The 17,358-nt window shown below is 47.3% G+C and carries 14 protein-coding genes; all 14 read right to left on the reverse strand.

The features are described from left to right. Window positions 1–145: 145 nt before the first annotated feature. A complete protein-coding gene (locus PSI17_RS03690) occupies window positions 146–706 on the reverse strand; it encodes a DUF2975 domain-containing protein (protein ID WP_273550671.1) in 561 nt (186 codons plus the stop codon). 97 nt (window positions 707–803) lie between these two features. Beyond that, on the reverse strand, window positions 804–3,152 hold the full coding sequence (gene pbpC, locus PSI17_RS03695; RefSeq protein WP_273550672.1) for a peptidoglycan glycosyltransferase PbpC: 2,349 nt from the start codon (window positions 3,150–3,152) through the stop codon (window positions 804–806). 72 nt (window positions 3,153–3,224) lie between these two features. Beyond that, the gene (locus tag PSI17_RS03700) at window positions 3,225–8,318 is read right to left on the reverse strand and encodes an alpha-2-macroglobulin family protein (protein WP_273550673.1); all 5,094 of its coding nucleotides are present in this window, start codon (window positions 8,316–8,318) and stop codon (window positions 3,225–3,227) included. A 224-nt stretch (window positions 8,319–8,542) separates the two neighbouring features. After that, complete coding sequence (locus PSI17_RS03705) at window positions 8,543–8,971, reverse strand: enhanced serine sensitivity protein SseB C-terminal domain-containing protein (RefSeq protein ID WP_273550674.1); 429 nt, start codon at window positions 8,969–8,971, stop codon at window positions 8,543–8,545. 172 nt (window positions 8,972–9,143) lie between these two features. Then, window positions 9,144–10,439, reverse strand: a complete 1,296-nt coding sequence (gene pepB / locus PSI17_RS03710; protein WP_273550675.1) for an aminopeptidase PepB — start codon at window positions 10,437–10,439, stop codon at window positions 9,144–9,146. Between the two features lie 182 nt (window positions 10,440–10,621). Continuing rightward, window positions 10,622–10,816 carry a Fe-S cluster assembly protein IscX gene (gene iscX, locus PSI17_RS03715; protein WP_273550676.1) on the reverse strand — a complete coding sequence of 65 codons (195 nt, stop codon included), beginning with the start codon at window positions 10,814–10,816 and terminating at the stop codon, window positions 10,622–10,624. Window positions 10,817–10,830: 14 nt separating this feature from the next. Continuing rightward, entirely contained in the window at window positions 10,831–11,166 is a 336-nt protein-coding gene (gene fdx, locus PSI17_RS03720; protein WP_273550677.1) for an ISC system 2Fe-2S type ferredoxin, read from the reverse strand. A gap of 2 nt (window positions 11,167–11,168) precedes the next feature. Continuing rightward, entirely contained in the window at window positions 11,169–13,016 is a 1,848-nt protein-coding gene (gene hscA / locus PSI17_RS03725) for a Fe-S protein assembly chaperone HscA (RefSeq protein ID WP_273550678.1), read from the reverse strand. A 77-nt stretch (window positions 13,017–13,093) separates the two neighbouring features. Next, complete coding sequence (hscB, locus tag PSI17_RS03730) at window positions 13,094–13,615, reverse strand: co-chaperone HscB (RefSeq protein WP_273550679.1); 522 nt, start codon at window positions 13,613–13,615, stop codon at window positions 13,094–13,096. A gap of 43 nt (window positions 13,616–13,658) precedes the next feature. Beyond that, window positions 13,659–13,982, reverse strand: a complete 324-nt coding sequence (gene iscA / locus PSI17_RS03735; protein ID WP_273550680.1) for an iron-sulfur cluster assembly protein IscA — start codon at window positions 13,980–13,982, stop codon at window positions 13,659–13,661. Between the two features lie 119 nt (window positions 13,983–14,101). Then, window positions 14,102–14,488, reverse strand: a complete 387-nt coding sequence (gene iscU / locus PSI17_RS03740) for a Fe-S cluster assembly scaffold IscU (RefSeq protein ID WP_273550681.1) — start codon at window positions 14,486–14,488, stop codon at window positions 14,102–14,104. 24 nt (window positions 14,489–14,512) lie between these two features. Then, complete coding sequence (locus PSI17_RS03745; protein WP_273550682.1) at window positions 14,513–15,727, reverse strand: IscS subfamily cysteine desulfurase; 1,215 nt, start codon at window positions 15,725–15,727, stop codon at window positions 14,513–14,515. A gap of 64 nt (window positions 15,728–15,791) precedes the next feature. Beyond that, a complete protein-coding gene (gene iscR, locus PSI17_RS03750; protein WP_273550683.1) occupies window positions 15,792–16,286 on the reverse strand; it encodes a Fe-S cluster assembly transcriptional regulator IscR in 495 nt (164 codons plus the stop codon). Window positions 16,287–16,502: 216 nt separating this feature from the next. Beyond that, window positions 16,503–17,234: a tRNA (cytosine(32)/uridine(32)-2'-O)-methyltransferase TrmJ gene (trmJ, locus tag PSI17_RS03755; RefSeq protein WP_273550717.1), complete on the reverse strand. Its 732-nt coding sequence runs from the start codon at window positions 17,232–17,234 to the stop codon at window positions 16,503–16,505. Window positions 17,235–17,358 lie beyond the last annotated feature (124 nt).

Consider the following 17,358-nt stretch of genomic DNA (forward strand, 5'->3'; position numbering starts at 1 on the left):
ACGTTTTTTGAGCTTGAAATGTATGCTACGCAATCACAATTAGAATAAAGATCACTCAATCTGGTCTTGTTAAAGTATGAATTAGTATTTTATTTGCACGATTCGTTCAAAAATTAGTCTTTCATGCTCTCGCCCTGGTATTTCCTTATACAATACTCTGATTTTCATCGTATATATCACATGCCTGATAAAGAATGCGTGAAATGATAGTCAGGCACACTGAAATAAAAATAGCGACAAAATGACCCGTCGTTAAACTTAATGAGATAAAGCGTTTACCGGCGGGTGCGCCTATTGCTAACCATCCGGTTAATATAGGCTCACAAAGAATGTCCAGGATACTCCATAAAATAATCCCCCAACCTGCATATTCCAAATATTTTACCGTCGGTTTGGAAAAATAATCCCCTTTTCGATAATTGCCAAACAATCGATGAAACGCCCAGAAACTACCAACCAACGATAATAATGGGATCGTCGATATCAATATTCCTCCGGTTAATTTCCATGCAGCCAACGTATCCCGATCAAAGTTGGACACTATTCTCTCAGTCAGAGAAAAACCTAATCCATATCTTCCCAATATTAATTTGGGATCCAGCCAACTAAAAATATTAATCGTCACCATAAGGATGATAATTAACAAAGATAATTTGGACATCATCAAGCTGAGTGTCGTCATGCGGGTCAGTTTTTCAGAGGGCATTATGCTGTTGTCTCATTATTTAACATGATCGAATTATAGATCGAGATTATCGTAAAACAATAATTTTTTAATCTAAAACATGAATAAAAGCCGTGAATCACTTCACCACAAAATTGATTGCGCTGATTTGCCCACTCAAATCCAAGACACTCAGTTGGTATTGACCCGATTGTGATAACGTCTTGTTCCATAATTGGTTGTTTTCTGTCACAGCCACTTGTTCACCATTCAAAAACCACCATTGCTTATCACTGCCTCCTTGTGTTGTGAGCCGCAAATCCAGATTCTTTTTCCCTTGGATACGTTTCAACACGTCTCCTTCCCGAACCCCAATAATCAATAAGGGGGCTTCATCCATTTTCATGGGCGGACATTGTGGATTAATCGGAGGAAGCCGATTTGCCCGACGCTCCTGAGCAGGTAACCACGCTTCCAATGTGATTGGCCACAAACTGATGGTTTCAGCATGGGCGTCAGGGCAATCTGGGGCAACACGCAAGCCATGCTTATCCAACCAAATTCGTTCGTTGATCCCTGAAATACCTTCCTGTTCCACCGCGGACAGGGTCGGCGGGATCGTATTGTCCAAAATCCAGCTCAGACGACGCTGCCGACAATTATTATTGCCTTGGGGCAGGCTGTCCTGAGGCAAAACAGTTCCCCCCGGCCAGCAAATGGTTGCCTGAGTCACACTGGCAGGTCGGGGATCACTAGGAATGCGCATTGAGCTGTAACGCAAGTTTTCCATTAATAATCCGTTGATTTGATTCATGATGGGGATCGCCGTGGCATAGCCAAACTGACCAATAACAGGCGTGCCGTCTGGCCTGCCAACCCAAACACCGATGGTATAGCGTGCATTCAGGCCGATTGCCCAGGCATCTCGATAGCCATAGCTGGTACCTGTTTTCCATGCCAACGGAACACGGCCGGGCAAAACATCATCAGGCTGGGGACGCCCTTCACCCGCCATAATTCTTCTGACAATCCAGGCCGCCCCGGCAGAGAACAGTTGCCGATCCCGTATTTCCTGTTGTGGTGTAAAGCGCAGCGGAGATGCCCTTCCCTGACGGGCAAAGGCACTGTAAGCCGAAACTAATTCATCCATTCGGGCAGCGGTGCCTCCCAAGATAAGGGATAAATTGGGTTCACTCCCCAATGGAAAACGCAGTTTCATCCCCACATTACGTAAATTAGCCGTGAATCGTTTAGAGCCATAGGCTTCAAGAAGCTGCACAGCGGGTAAATTCAGCGACCTGACCAAAGCATCACTCGCGCTCACCGGCCCGTTGAATCCACTGTCAAAATTGCCCGGCCGATAATCATTAAAACGACGGGGAACATCTTGCAATAAAGACTCGGCATGAATTAATCCATCATCCAACGCCATGGCATATAAAAAAGGTTTCAGGGTAGAGCCGGGTGAACGCCATGCACTGACCATATCCACATGCCCAAAACGGCTATCATCCTGAAAATCGGCAGAACCAAGGTAGGCTTTGACCGACATATCGGTATGATCCACCACTAAGACACCGATTGATGTTTTGGCCGCCAGCTGATATTTCCAGTTAAGCACCATCTCTTCTAATTGACGTTGCAGCGCTGTATCAATCGTGGTTCGGATCACTTCCTGCTGATTTTCATTTGCCATTCGCCTTGCCAATAATGGCGCAAGATGAGGTGCCTGACGCGGAGCCAGCCAGATGTTTTCTTCTTTGATGTCGGCTATTTTTTGCTCTGACCAGACATGATATTGCGCCAATCGCTGCAATACCTTGTCACGCGCCGCTTGGGCGCGTTCTGGGTAACGATCAGGCCGTAGCCGGCTGGGAGCTTGTGGCAAAACAGCCAATAATGCCGCTTCCCCGGATGAAAGTTCTGCCGGTGATTTCCCCAAATACGCCCAACTGGCCGCGCCAATCCCCTGTAATGTTCCGCCAAATGGCGCACGATTCAGGTACATTTCCAGAATCTGATCTTTTGAATAGTGCCATTCCAGTTGTAGGGTACGCCAAATTTGTTTGAATTTTCCGGTAACGGTACGTGAATGTGGATCAATCAGCCGGGCAACCTGCATGGAAATCGTGCTGCCCCCTGAGACTATTTTTCCTGCGCGCAGATCTTGCCATGCTGCCCGCAAAAGGGCGATCGGATTGATGCCCGGATGCTGATAAAACCAGCGATCTTCATAAGTCAGTAATGCCTGAAGATATTCGGGCGAAACTTGGTCTAATGTGACCGGATAACGCCAGATCCCCTCACTGTCAGCAAAACGCCATAACGGTGAACCATCCGCGCCTACCACAACCCGTGCCATGTTGACGTTGTGTATTGGCAGCGGCCAGATTTTATCTGCCAGCCACATTGCGGCGGGAAAAATAAATAAAATGGTCAGGATCATCGCCAAAATAAACGGATGATGGCGGAAAAACAATTTTCTCATTAAAACCGTATCCGAAATGAAACAGCCCCTACTTTGCGAAATAGGGGCTGGTGGTGATTAGACTAAGCGTGCTTAACGGACAACTTCCAGTCTTGGTTCGGTTTCCCCCACTGCCCGCCAGTCAGGAACATACATGGATTCAACCTGTGGTGCCGGTATTTGATAAACGCCGGGAGCAACCGCACGAGCCAAATACAGTAATGTTACTGGTTGATAAGACGACACAGCAACAGCAGCAACAAAACGATCATCGCGGTATTCGATATGACGGATATCCGCATTCTGCATGTCTTCAATAAGATCTTTCAACCCCGTCGCACTTTCATTCAAGCTGGCACTGCTGGCAGCCAGATTTTGGTTCTCTATCTCCAATCCGGCTGGCAGTAAATCAACGACCAACGCATCTGGCACTGATTGCGTGGCTCTGATCTCCAGTTTCACGACAACCATTTCGCCGCTTCTCATACGCTCGATGGAGGCTGGATGACCGGCTAAATCAAGGTAAGTTCGCTTAATTTTCAGTATATTGGAGTAAGTGGCCGGCGTGTTCAGCGGATACCCGACGATATTCAGGCGCGAATACAGTGTGCTGTCGCCTCGGTTGCTGATCTCCACGCCTTTTACAATCTGACTGGCCGTTAATACTTCGCTCAAGGCACTGTCACGGTTAATTGGCGGCATCTGCTGATTAATGGCCGCTTTCCATGGTTGTTCAGTCACACCGATAAAGTAACGCCCGGCCAAATACAACGCATTGCTTTCCTGGGTTGAGAAATAACGACGACTTGATAACTCATTGGACAGACTCAGCAGCTTTTCGTCACGCTCTTTTTGCAACATATGTTGTTCAGTCAACAAGGCAACAATCAGTGCGTTATCACGGATAGTACTGCCATAATCACCCAACCCATAACCCGGTTGGCGAGATTTATTAACGCCCAAATGAACAGCTTCATTGCCACGGGTATTATCCCCCATCATTTTCAGTGCGATCCCCAGTTGCACCAAAGACAAGCCATTTCCCGCCTGTGCCCGACGTTCATAGAGCTGCCTTAATCCACTCAGCGGTGCTTTTTGCTGACTCGCTAACACCAAGCCGGCATAAGCCTGCACAGAAAATTGTGTCGCCAAACGTAAACCATTGTAGCGATCGCTGATAATGGTTCTGTCCTGTAGGTAACGCAGCAAGCGGTTATTAGCGGCTTTCAGCGCATCGACGGGAACACTGTACCCCTGCTGACTGGCACGGAATAGAAAATCCGTCGCATAAGCGGTCAGCCAAAACTCTTCATCGCCATTACGATTCCACAACGAAAAGCTGCCATCATAACGCTGCATGTTGAGCAGATGCGTAATTCCCGCCTCAATGGCCTGCCGGCGTTTTTCATCACTTTGGGTATGAATACCCAATTTTTTCAATTCAGCTTCATTGGAATAGAGTGACGGATAAAGCCCACTCACCGTTTGCTCCAGACAGCCGTAAGGATAAGCATACAATTCACGAATATAACGCGCGATCTGCAATGGTGGCCTGCTGGTCAACAATAATTGCCCTTCAAGCGTGTCTGGTGCCAGACCTGAAATGGCGGTCGCCGGTAATTGCCAATGTTGCCCTTGATGGATCACGTCAGCAAATTGAATGGTTTTGGCCGGATGTGCGGGACGAACCCCTATTTTCCAACTATTTTTATACTGGCTCAGCTTTTCTCCGGGCAGATTCAAGCCATTAATGGTCAGGAAGAGTTCACCTTGCCCAAATCCATGACTGGCTTTGACCGGAATTTGAATCGTTGTCCGTTTTCCTTTTTCCAATACCAGTTTTTCGCTTGTCGCACCCTGTAATTTAATCAATCCTTCCGCAGTCAAATGCAAGGTCAGGGCTTGAGGTTGCTCCGTTGCATTGGTGAGATCCAACGACAGTTGAGACTGATCGCCACCCGCCATAAAACGAGGTAATGACATTTGCGTAATAACCGGTGCTGCGACAATGATTTTACGTTCGCCGTGACCGAATTCATCATGACTCCATGCCTGTGCCATCAATCGGAGTTCCCCGTTGAAATCCGGAACAGGCAAAATAATTTCACCTTCACCATTGGCATTCAAAGTCACGGGTTTCGCTTGCTCTGCGATAATGTTGACTTCCGTCAGTGGTTTTTTACCGCCTCGCTCTAACGCACCATCATTGCCATCCCCCCCGAAGCGCAGATTTGCCTGGCGCCCTTCGGCTTCAATCAGATGTCCATAGACATCATATTGATCAACGCTATAACGTTTACGGCCAAAGAAAGCCTCATAGGGATCAGGCGTTTTAAAGTCAGTTATGCTTAACACGCCGGTATCCACCGCTGAAAGCAGAACATTAACGTGTTTTGGCAGTGGCTGCCCTTGTTGGGGGGTGACTTTGATTTTAACGGTGAGATCCTGATTGGGACGCATTTTATCAGGCGCATTTAAGGTTAAATTCAGCTTACGTTCTTCATCCATCAGCGGCAGGTGCAATACCCCGATTGCCCGTTTAGGTGTTGCCTGACGGGATTTGTCACCGGGACGCACAACAACGGCGGTGAGATACAAATCATGACGAGCCCATGCCTGATTAATGGGTACGTCAACATCCAAACCTTTTTCCGGGATGTTTATTTCTTGCCACCACAATGGGCCATCACTCGATTCCATCAGTAAATAACCCCGGCCAGCTTGGGGTGCCGCCAAATGTACCTGCACTTTTTCGCCGGGCCGATAGGCGGGTTTATCCAGCGACAATTTAACCTGATCAGGACGTACTGCCCCTGTGCCGCCGGTATTATCCTGCCATGAATACCCCGCCCAGAAATTCACGCTAGTCACGAGCTGATTTTGCGGGTTGACAACTTCAATACGGTAAGCCCCCCAGTCCACAGGGAAACTGATTTTAGCGGTACCATTTTCTGCAATCTGAACAGGTTCATCGGCCATGACCAAATCTTTCTGGTTATAATCCGAATCCCAACCGTTACTGTCTGACCAACGCCAATAATAATCGCGCCGTTCATATATCAGACGTGCCCTTAACTCTGGTGCCGCATACTTTTTACCACTGGCATCGGCATAAGCTATTTCAAATTCGGCCAGTGAGTTTTCATCCACGTTATAGCGATTTTCATCGCGATCGGTACGAAAATCATAAATGGGCTTTTTATCAAAAAGCGGGCGTATCCCTACCAGTTTCTCTGTCGGCCAGACAGCCTGTTCAGCCCGGCGTGTCACTGGGCGCCCACCAGATTCCAGCAAACTGGCCTGGACAATAACGGTGACCGGAGAGGTAATGGATTTCCAGTTATCCCTGCTGACAGAAAGCTTCGTTTTCCCTTCACGGTTTAAGGTCAGATCAAACTCATCCAATGTCTGTTGCAAATCGCCCTCTTTTACCGAGCCAAATTCATATCCGGGTAATTTCGCCACGGCATTGCGGGCAGGGCGCAGGAACAATTGCCCTTGCAAACGATTATCAGCAGCAGGCGCGCCATACAAGTAACGACCCGTCACGGAGAATTCAACATTTTCATTGGTTAATACGGGCTGATTATTCGCGTTTCCTTTGATCTCCAACGCCATTCGTTCAGGCATGAAATCTTCAACATTAAATTTGTAATATCGTGGTGCGTTATCACCTAAATCAAATCGCAGTGACCACATGCCTGTTTCAGCGTCGCGAGGAATGGGGTAACGATATTGGTATAATCCGTTTTCCGCTTGCCAAACAAAACGATGGACAACCTGATTATCTGCTTTTAATACATCCACTTTGACGGGTTGTGCTTTTAACGGGTGACCATCAGCATCACGCAGTAAGCCATTGACGATCAATGTTTCTCCTGGCCGATAAAGATCCCTGGGGCCAAAAACAAAAAACTGTTTGCTATATCCTTGTGGCCCACCAATATCAAATTCAGAGAGATCTAATGCCGGTGAAGTCAAATCAATCATGCTGGTATGCCCATCCAGAGTAGCCAGCAATAATTTAGCCTTGTTACTTTTTTCCAGGGAAGCATGCCCTTCGCTGTCGGTCGTCGCTTTTGCCACAAGTTGTCCTTTCGCGTCCAACATGCGGATCTCAACGCCTTTCAGACTTGCGCCTTGCTGCAAAGATTGGGTAAAGACATCGACCCTGTTCAGATAACTGTGCATAGAAACACCAATATCGCTCAAGGTGAACAGGGTAACCGGAGTGTTGTAGGCGTATTTTCCTGCCTGCTGCATGGCAGCCAGATAAACGCCATTTTTTTGCAGTTCTTTGATATTACTTAAGGGCAGGAGGATTTTTTCACGGGTATTCGCGGCAGGGTTGAGGTCAAAACGCCCGGTATAGATTAACTCTGCATCTTGCAGTAACCCTTGGGAATCCCAGTTATCCATGTTACTGCTGTATTGCCAATTAGCGATAAAGTCAGGTAATGCTTCATCTTTAATGCGGAAAAAGTTGACATCGACATGGTTAACATTGAGCGCCAGAACAGGTAATCCTTCTGCTGCTTTATTGGGTAATAATACCCCCTTGCTGGCAAAACCCACGGTAGGCGTAATCGCCGCGGTCTTCACTTTTTTCTCAAAAGCTTTCGCCAATCGACGCCCATTGATGCCTTCAATGCCTTCGTCAACCGTCAGCTGTAATTCCCGTGAAGGAGGCAAATGGCGTAACCTGAGTTCCATCTGATTATTGGAAAGCTCCCAAGCGCCATCCAGTTTCCCCGACTTCACATCAACAAGGTGCATCTTCTGCGAAAAATCTTGGTTAGGTGCCAGAGGAACAGAAAACGTCACGACCATGGCACTGGCACCATCCAATTGCAGCTCAGAAGCATCTAAGATAGTGACATCTTTACCTGCATAGCGCTTACCTGAATCGTTTTGTGCCGATTGTGTAACTCCCGCTTGATTAACCTCAGATCCTTTATTGGGATCTGCCGTTTGGGAGCCAACATCTTTATTTGTTGATGTTGCTGATTTGGCTTTTTCACCCTGCACGTTGCCAGGCTGAGTTAATGAAGAATGTGGCTTGTCTTTCTCCGGGCTTTCAGACTGATCGCATCCAGAGAGTGCAAAGAGCGAAAGTAATATGGCGAACACCACGACCAGATATTGCTTTCTCTGTGCCACCCATTGCCACAACTGTTGTTGATACATAACCATAACCCTCATAAATTTACCGGATACACCCAATAATATTTTTTGGGATGTTTATTATGGTACTTCCTATTTCGCATCACCAAAGCGCAGAAAAAATAACTAAATTCCCGACAAAAGAGAAATAGCGCTTATCTTTATACGCTATGTTTTTGCCGATTTTCGACGCTCATCGCAATATCCGTTTAGTCAATGTCATCAAATTACATTCGTCAACCAACCCGTTACTGATTCACAACAGGAATGGTATCACGCAACCAACTGCCTAATTTACGCTGATAAAAAGGCTGGGTATGCTGAATCAGGTAATGACTCATCCCCCCTTCATTCTCATCAAGCAGGCAAAAATCGACAGATTCCTCTTCATCAAGATATTCGCAAGCCAGTTCACCGGCTTCTTGAATCAAGGCATCAATGTCACTGTCTGTCAGTGTCACACTAAATTCCAATCCAATGAGAAAATTCGGTTTTTCATCCACATTTTTGTCATGGATCATCACTAAAAAAGCGCGCCGGACAGGTTTATGCTGTTTGAAAAAATTAATCAGGGATTCAATGAGTTGAATCGGTGGTTCCTCCGGCTGGCTCAGCGTAATACGGCTTCCACTCGGAACCTCGATTTCAGTAGCAATAGACCTATTTGATAAACTCATGAAAATCTCCGAACAATACTGTTAATAAATACGATTTAAATGAATGCTGCTTTGAATTGAAGGTAAAATCAGTGAAAAATTGAACAAGCGTTTTTTATAACATTTCTTATAACAATAGCTCCCTATAATAAGGGGAGCTATATAAGAAAGGAGTTTTAATTTATTTCGCCGGTTATTTTGCTCTTGTCAGCAATAAATTGGCAATCGTGCGGACACCATATCCCGTTGCTCCCGCAGCCCATTGTTCAACCGAGGATTTGCGGTAAGTTGCTGAACAATCGATATGTACCCAGCCTTTTTTGTAATTTTTGACAAAGTGAGACAAGAAAGCGGCGGCGGTACTTGCTCCTGCCGAATGTGCCGGTGATGCAATGTTGTTCAGATCAGCAAAATTGGATGGCAGTTGACTACGGTGGAATTCAGCCAGCGGTAAGCGCCAGAACAATTCATTTTCATGTTCGCCCGCCGCCAGTAAGTCAGATACCAGTTGATCATCAAAGCCTAATACTGAGTGGTAATCATTGCCGACGGCTGTTTTCGCTGCTCCCGTCAATGTGGCAGCATCAATAATAAATTGTGCTTTTTCCGCACTGGCATCGATCAAACCATCAGCCAGAACCAGACGCCCTTCTGCATCGGTGTTCATCACTTCAACGGTTTTGCCGTTACGATAGCGAATGATATCGCCCAATTTGAAAGCATGACCACTCACCATATTATCTGCAATGCTCAAAAACAGTTTTACACGCTGTTTTAAACCCCGGCTGATTGCCAGTGCCAGTGCGCCGGTCAAGGTCGCCGAACCGCCCATATCTGATTTCATGGAGTCCATGAAATTAGACGGTTTGAGGCTGTATCCACCGGAATCGAAGGTAATGCCTTTACCCACCAGACAGGCAAAAACCGGCGCTTTTGCCTCTTTTGTTGGATTGTAATCTAATGCCAGGAACACGGGATCACGGGAAGAGCCGCGGCCAACGGTATATACCCCGGCATATCCCTGTTCATGCAACTCACTCCCTTTGATAATGCGATAACTCACGGCATCACCCGCGACATCACTTAGTAAATCAATCACTCTCTGGGCAAGCTGTTCCGGCCCCAAATCCTCTGCCGGCAGGTTGATGGTATCACGCACCCAATCAATAAATTTGATCCTTCTTTCCAGTTCTTGCTTTTCCGTCGCAGGGAGCTGTGGCCATTCAATGGTGCGCAATCCCTTGGGTGAGCGGAAGCCCAACCAAAATGACCAACTTTTTTCCAGATCCCAACCCTCACCCACTAAGGCAATATTACGGATCCCTTGTCCTTCAATTTTGCGTCCGGCGCGTTGAATGGCACCCAGTTTCCCACTGTTTTCCAGATGAATGGTGAGCCCTTGTTCACTTGAACTGATTAGTGCTTTTTCACCCCAGCAAGCGTTAGCTGGCTCATAAGACAGTGTTATGGGCATGATTTGTTTTGTCATTTTTTCTCACTTCTTATCTATTCACTGTGTCACATTGCCGACTGCTTCACAGTAAGGGTTTATAAAAAAAACTGGCGATTGCCAGTTTTCCACTAAATACAGACTATGCCAAGTTCTTGAGCAAGAATCGGTGAGTTTGCGCGATTTTTGGGCTCAGGCAAACTTCACACTATTCATACTATTCATTCATACTCATCCAACCATACCAACAAGATAGCTTCTAAGATTTTTTCGTTGGATTTCTGTGGATCATCATCAAAACCATCCAGCTCACAAATCCACTCATGCAGGTCGGTGAAACGCACTGTTTTTGGGTCTACATCAGGAAATTTATCATACAGTGCTTCGCCAATATCACGACTGTCAGACCATTTCATTTTTCATGCTCCTGTCAGTGTTCACGCGCATGGTTAATCGTGTATTTAGGAATTTCAACGACTAAATCCTCATCGGTGACTTTGGCCTGACAGCTCAAGCGGCTTTCAGGCTCCAGCCCCCATGCTTTATCCAGCATGTCATCTTCCAGTTCACTGCTTTCTTCCAGTGAGTCAAAGCCCTCTCTGACGATGCAGTGACAGGTGGTACACGCACAGGATTTCTCACAAGCATGTTCAATTTCAATGCCGTTACGTAATGCAACATCCAAAATGGATTCGCCTTCCTTCGCGTCCAAGACGGCACCTTCAGGGCAAAGTTCGTTATGAGGTAAAAATACAATTTTTGGCATAATTAAATTTCATCCACAGAATGACCCGCCAAAGCCCGGCGGATTGATGTGTCCATACGGCGTGCTGCAAATTCCTGCGTTTGTTTGTCCAATTGCTTGATTGCACTTTCAATCGCATCAGGGGAGGTTCCCTGCGCACTTTCAATTAATACTTGTGCGGCAGCATCAATCGCCGCCTGCTCTTCTTGACTCAGTAAATCGGCATCTTGTTCCAATGCACTGGTTAAACTTTCCAGCACTCTGGCCGCCTCGACTTTCTGTTCAGCCAATTTTCGGGCCTGGATGTCTTCCTGTGCATTGGTCATGGAGTCTTTGAGCATGTGGGCAATTTCTTGATCCGACAAACCATAGGAAGGTTTCACCTGAATAGAGGCTTCAACCCCCGTGGATTTTTCCAGTGCACTGACGCTCAGCAGGCCATCCGCATCGACCTGAAAGGTCACGCGAATGTGGGCGCCCCCCGCCGGTAACGGTGGAATACCGCGCAGGGTGAAACGTGCCAGTGAACGGCAATCATTGACCAATTCCCGCTCACCTTGCACCACATGAATGCTCATCGCACTTTGACCATCTTTGAATGTGGTGAATTCTTGCGCTTTCGCAACCGGAATGGTGGTATTGCGTGGAATGACTTTTTCAACCAGCCCGCCCATTGTCTCCAAACCCAGTGACAGTGGGATCACATCCAGTAACAGCATTTCGCTGTCGGGTTTGTTGCCCACCAGAATATCCGCCTGAATCGCCGCGCCAACAGCAACGACTTTATCGGGATCGATAGACGTTAATGGTTCACGGTCAAAGAATTCGCCCACCATGCTGCGCACCAACGGCACTCGCGTTGAACCGCCAACCATGACGACCTGCAAAACCTCATCAGCCGTGACTCCCGCATCTTTCAGCGCCCGGCGGCAGGAGAGTAATGTACGTTTGACCAAAGGGGTAATCAATTCGTTAAGGTCGGTGCGGGTAATACTGCCCTGCCAGCCGGCAATATTGATGTCTGCCTTTTCAGCTTCACTCAAGGTAATTTTGGCTTGAGCCGCAACATCCAGCAATTGACGCTGCAATCCGTGGCCGTTGTCGCTGATCCCAGCCTGCTCACGTATCCAGTTTGCCAGCAGCAAATCAAAGTCATCGCCACCAAGGGCGGTATCGCCGCCCGTTGCCAGCACTTCAAACACTCCCCGGCTAAGGCGGAGAATGGAAACATCGAATGTGCCACCACCCAGATCATAAACGGCGATCACACCTTCCTGACCGGAATCGAGGCCATAGGCAATGGCGGCCGCAGTGGGTTCATTCAGCAGGCGAAGTACATGCAGACCCACTAACCGGGCAGCATCTTTGGTTCCCTGACGTTGAGCATCATCGAAATAAGCAGGAACGGTGATCACCACACCATCAAGTTTACCATCCAAGGTTTCTTCTGCCCGTTGCGCCAACGATTTCAATATTTCAGAAGAAACCTGAATAGGATCGACCAGCCCGGCCACGGTATTGATCAATGGCAAACCATTTTCACTGGCCTGAAGCTGGTATGGCAGCTTGGGATAACGCTGTTGAATGTCAGCCAGAGAGCGTCCCATCATTCGCTTGACGGAACTGATCGTATTGACGGGATCAGCCGCCGCTTGCTCGCGCGCCTGCCAACCGACTTGAATGCCCTCTTTGCGATACTGTACAACCGAAGGAAGCAAATGACGGTTATCGCTGCCTGCTAATGTTTCCGCCTGACCGCTACGGACGGTCGCAACCAGAGAGTGAGTTGTACCAAGATCAATCCCCGCAGCCAGCCGACGTTGATGTGGCGCGGCAGATAAACCCGGTTCGCTGATCTGTAATAAAGCCATGTGTGCCCCTATAAATCGGTATCAGCCGAAATTTATTCAACTGAAAGTCATTCCGCTAAAAGTCAGTGAAAAGCCTGCTAAAAATCATCCAACAACCGTTCTTCCAGTTGTTCAACCTGCTGTTGCAATTTATCCAGAAAGCGTAATTTACGGACGGTATCGGCTGCCACTGACCACTCGGCAGCATTGAGTTGTTGTTCCATCTGTTCACTGCGCGTTTTAATCATTTTAGTTAAGCGAGATGAAAAACCGTTCAACGCTGTTTCTGGATCGACGCGATGTTCAATCGCATCAAGCTCTTCGCGCAATTCTAGCTGCTGCATCAGGAAAGCCGTATCCTGCATCGTGTGCTGTTCGCTGGACAGATCGAACCCGTGCTGGGACAGCATATATTCTGCGCGTTTCAAGGGATGTTTTAGCGTCTGATAACCATCATTAATGGTCGTGGCTTGTTGGAGTGCCAGCGTTTTTTCACGTTCCGGCTGGTTGGCAAAACGATCAGGATGAAACTGGCGTTGCAATTCCTGATAACGGGTCACCAACTGTTCGCGATCAATCGCATAACGTGCAGGCAGCCCAAATAAAGTAAAATAGTCCATAAGTTACTCGTAGTTTCGCAAAGTGCGGGGTCAAAAAATGGGGTTAAACGTGGAAACTTTCCCCACAACCGCATTCGCTGGAAACATTGGGGTTGTTGAATTTAAAACCTTCATTCAGACCTTCTTTCACAAAATCCAACTCAGTACCATCAAGGTAAAGGATACTTTTACCGTCAACGATAACTTTCACGCCCTTATCTTCAAAAACCTGATCTTCTTCATCTATTGCATCAGCAAATTCAAGTATATATGCCATACCAGAGCAGCCGGATGTTTTCACCCCCAAGCGCAACCCGACACCTTTTCCTCGATTGGCAAGAAAGGCAGAAATACGTTGGGCTGCACTTTCTGTCACGGAAATTGACATACAACACCTCACTGTTAAAACTAGTAAAGGTGGATATTGCAGCAATATCCACCAGAATGATTTTCTTTTTGCGAAAATGCCTTGCGAAAATGCCTTGCAAAAATACCTTGCAAAAATAGTTATTTGGCTTGGCGTTTGTTCTTGTAATCCGCAATAGCCGCTTTGATAGCATCTTCGGCCAAAATAGAACAGTGGATTTTCACTGGCGGCAGTTCTAGCTCTTCAGCAATCTGAGTGTTTTTAATCTCCTCAGCCTGTTCCAACGATTTACCTTTCATCCATTCTGTGACCAAAGAACTGGATGCAATTGCCGAACCGCAACCATAGGTTTTGAAACGTGCGTCTTCAATGATGCCTGCATCGTTGACTTTGATTTGCAGCCGCATGACGTCACCGCACGCGGGTGCCCCTACCATGCCACTTCCCACGGAAGGATCTTCGCTGTCGAATGAACCAACATTACGTGGGTTTTCATAGTGATCAATTACTTTGTCGCTGTAAGCCATATTGTTACTCCTGAAACCGTCTGATTAATGATGAGACCATTCGATGGCGCTAATATCCACCCCCTGCTTGAACATTTCCCATAATGGAGAAAGATCGCGCAGGTGACCGATCGCGTTGTGAATCAACGTGATTGTATAGTCTATTTCTTCTTCTGTGGTAAAACGCCCCAAAGAGAAACGAATAGAACTGTGTGCCAGTTCATCATTCATGCCCAATGCACGCAGGACATAAGAAGGCTCCAGACTCGCGGAAGTACATGCTGAGCCAGAAGATACCGCCAAATCTTTCAATGACATCATTAATGATTCACCTTCAACATAGTTGAAGCTGACATTCAAAATGTGTGGCGTACCCAGTTCCAAATCACCATTCAGGTAAACTTCTTCAATATCTTTGATACCGTTCCACAAACGCAGGCGCAAACCACGCAGGCGCTCTGCCTCTGATTCCAGCTCTTCTTTTGCGATACGGTATGCTTCGCCCATGCCAACAATCTGGTGCACAGGCAATGTACCGGAACGCATGCCGCGCTCATGGCCGCCACCATGCTGTTGTGCTTCAATACGCACACGGGGCTTGCGGCGAACATACAGCGCGCCAATTCCCATCGGGCCATAAAGTTTATGTGCAGAAAAGGACATCAGATCCACTTTGAGCTGACTCAGATCGATCGGCAATTTACCCACACTTTGGGTAGCATCCACATGGAAAATAATGCCACGGCTACGGCATAATTCACCAATGGTCATGATGTCTTGGACAATCCCGATTTCATTGTTGACGTGCATGATGGAAACCAGAATGGTGTCTTCACGCATAGCCGCTTCCAGCTCTTTCAGATCAAGCATGCCGTTGCTCATTGGCGCCAGATAAGTGATCTCAAAACCTTCTCGCTCCAACTGGCGGCAAGTATCTAAAACCGCTTTGTGTTCAGTTTTGCTGGTGATAATGTGCTTGCCTTTCTTCTGATAAAATTTTGCAGCACCTTTAATTGCCAGATTATCTGACTCTGTCGCACCTGAAGTGAACACGATTTCACGCGGGTCCGCACCGATTAAATCAGCAATTTGATTACGCGCGATATCAACCGCCTCTTCCGCCTGCCAACCAAAACGGTGCGAACGGGAAGCCGGGTTACCGAAGATCCCGTCAATAGTCAAATAATTCATCATCTTTTCAGCAACACGTGGATCGACCGGTGTTGTTGCTGAATAGTCCAAATAAATGGGTAATTTCATTGCTCACATGCTCCGTAAGACACTTTTAATACTTTTATTTTTACAACAAGTATTTACCGCAAGGTTACGCACGCAGGTTAACGTTAATCGTCCCTTGGGGTCTGCCATTAGGGGTACGACGCTTATCGCCGTCTTGACGATCCGCGACGTCCAATACTTCTTGGTTATTCACTAATTCTTCTAAACTGATGCTACTCAGGAAGCTGGTGATGCGATCACTGAGGTCACGCCACAAGGCATGAGTCAAACACCGATCGCCGCCTTGACAGCCTTCCCTGCCTTGGCAACGAGTGGCATCAACGGATTCATCAACAGCAGAAATCACTTCGGCAACGAAAATGTTACTGGCTCCCCTGCCCAATAAATAACCGCCACCTGGACCACGGACGCTAGAAACCAGACCATTTTTACGCAGGCGGGAAAACAACTGCTCAAGATAGGAAAGGGAGATACCCTGACGTTCAGAAATGTCGGCTAATGGAACCGGCCCTTCTTGTGAGTGCAACGCCACATCTAACATGGCTGTTACCGCATAACGTCCTTTTGATGTCAGTCTCATAACAAAAACTCCGTGGTGAAATATGGGTGAAATTGTGGCATTCCTGACTGTTTTAGTCAACTATTTAACCGAGTAATTTACTCAACTATTATTTGTGGCTGCCTTTCACTTTTTCACTTGCTTATTCCCCGGCTTTCCAACGAATTCCCGCTATTGTCCGGCTAGATTTTATTTTCTAACGACGTCTTCCTGCTGCATTTTTTTAACCGCGATAGTTTATTTTTTATCCCATCGCTCCATGGAAGTCAGTATACCACGCAGGATATTCAGCTCTTGGGTTTCCGGCCGCGCACGGGTATAAAGACGCCTTAATTTATTCATGATCTGCCCCGGATGCGCTTTGCGAATGAAACCTGATTCGTTCAATACCTGTTCAAGGTGCTGATAAAAACGCTCCATGTCTTCGGCTGGTGGATACACTGTTTCGTGCTCCGGAGAGATTGCTGCTGATGGCTCTTGAGCCGCAAGGTGGGCCATGCGAATTTCATAGCTGACCAACTGAACCGCCATCGCCAGATTCAACGAACCATATTCCGGATTGGTCGGAATATAAAGGTGATAATGACACTTCTGCAACTCTTCGTTAGTCAAGCCGACACGTTCACGGCCAAAGACAATGGCTACCGGAGAGTGACTGGCCGCCCTGACGCAACGTTCACCACATTCACGCGGTTCTACCATTGGCCAGGAGAGGGTTCGGGAACGGGCGCTGGTTCCAATGATCAACTCACATCCGGCCAATGCTTCATCCAACGAATTCACCATCGTTGCATTGCCGATAACATCACTGGCACCGGCAGAAAGTGCGATAGCGTGAGAATCAGGCTGAACGAGGGGACTTACCAGATACAGATTGGTTAAGCCCATTGTTTTCATGGCCCTAGCGGTTGATCCCATGTTACCTGTGTGGGAGGTTTCTACCAGAATAATACGGATATTCTCTAACATGACGGCTTTTAAGTTCAGGATAAGAGCCGAATATCTTAACACAGCATTAGTCATTTTGACGAACTACTGCTATACTGCGCGCCGATTTGTTTCCGTTCTTTAAAATCCTGGTGGAAGATACCCC

The organism is Xenorhabdus sp. IM139775, assembly GCF_028598745.1.
Classification (GTDB): Bacteria; Pseudomonadota; Gammaproteobacteria; order Enterobacterales; family Enterobacteriaceae; genus Xenorhabdus.

Coding starts and splice junctions, on each gene's coding strand:
- pbpC (WP_273550672.1), bottom strand. CDS start 3,152: ATGAGAAAATTGTTTTTCCGCCATCATCCGTTTATTTTGGCGATGATC.
- iscX (WP_273550676.1), bottom strand. CDS start 10,816: ATGAAATGGTCTGACAGTCGTGATATTGGCGAAGCACTGTATGATAAA.
- fdx (WP_273550677.1), bottom strand. CDS start 11,166: ATGCCAAAAATTGTATTTTTACCTCATAACGAACTTTGCCCTGAAGGT.
- hscA (WP_273550678.1), bottom strand. CDS start 13,016: ATGGCTTTATTACAGATCAGCGAACCGGGTTTATCTGCCGCGCCACAT.
- iscA (WP_273550680.1), bottom strand. CDS start 13,982: ATGTCAATTTCCGTGACAGAAAGTGCAGCCCAACGTATTTCTGCCTTT.
- PSI17_RS03690 (WP_273550671.1), bottom strand. CDS start 706: ATGCCCTCTGAAAAACTGACCCGCATGACGACACTCAGCTTGATGATG.
- pepB (WP_273550675.1), bottom strand. CDS start 10,439: ATGACAAAACAAATCATGCCCATAACACTGTCTTATGAGCCAGCTAAC.
- iscR (WP_273550683.1), bottom strand. CDS start 16,286: ATGAGACTGACATCAAAAGGACGTTATGCGGTAACAGCCATGTTAGAT.
- hscB (WP_273550679.1), bottom strand. CDS start 13,615: ATGGACTATTTTACTTTATTTGGGCTGCCTGCACGTTATGCGATTGAT.
- iscU (WP_273550681.1), bottom strand. CDS start 14,488: ATGGCTTACAGCGACAAAGTAATTGATCACTATGAAAACCCACGTAAT.
- PSI17_RS03745 (WP_273550682.1), bottom strand. CDS start 15,727: ATGAAATTACCCATTTATTTGGACTATTCAGCAACAACACCGGTCGAT.
- PSI17_RS03700 (WP_273550673.1), bottom strand. CDS start 8,318: ATGTATCAACAACAGTTGTGGCAATGGGTGGCACAGAGAAAGCAATAT.
- PSI17_RS03705 (WP_273550674.1), bottom strand. CDS start 8,971: ATGAGTTTATCAAATAGGTCTATTGCTACTGAAATCGAGGTTCCGAGT.
- trmJ (WP_273550717.1), bottom strand. CDS start 17,234: ATGTTAGAGAATATCCGTATTATTCTGGTAGAAACCTCCCACACAGGT.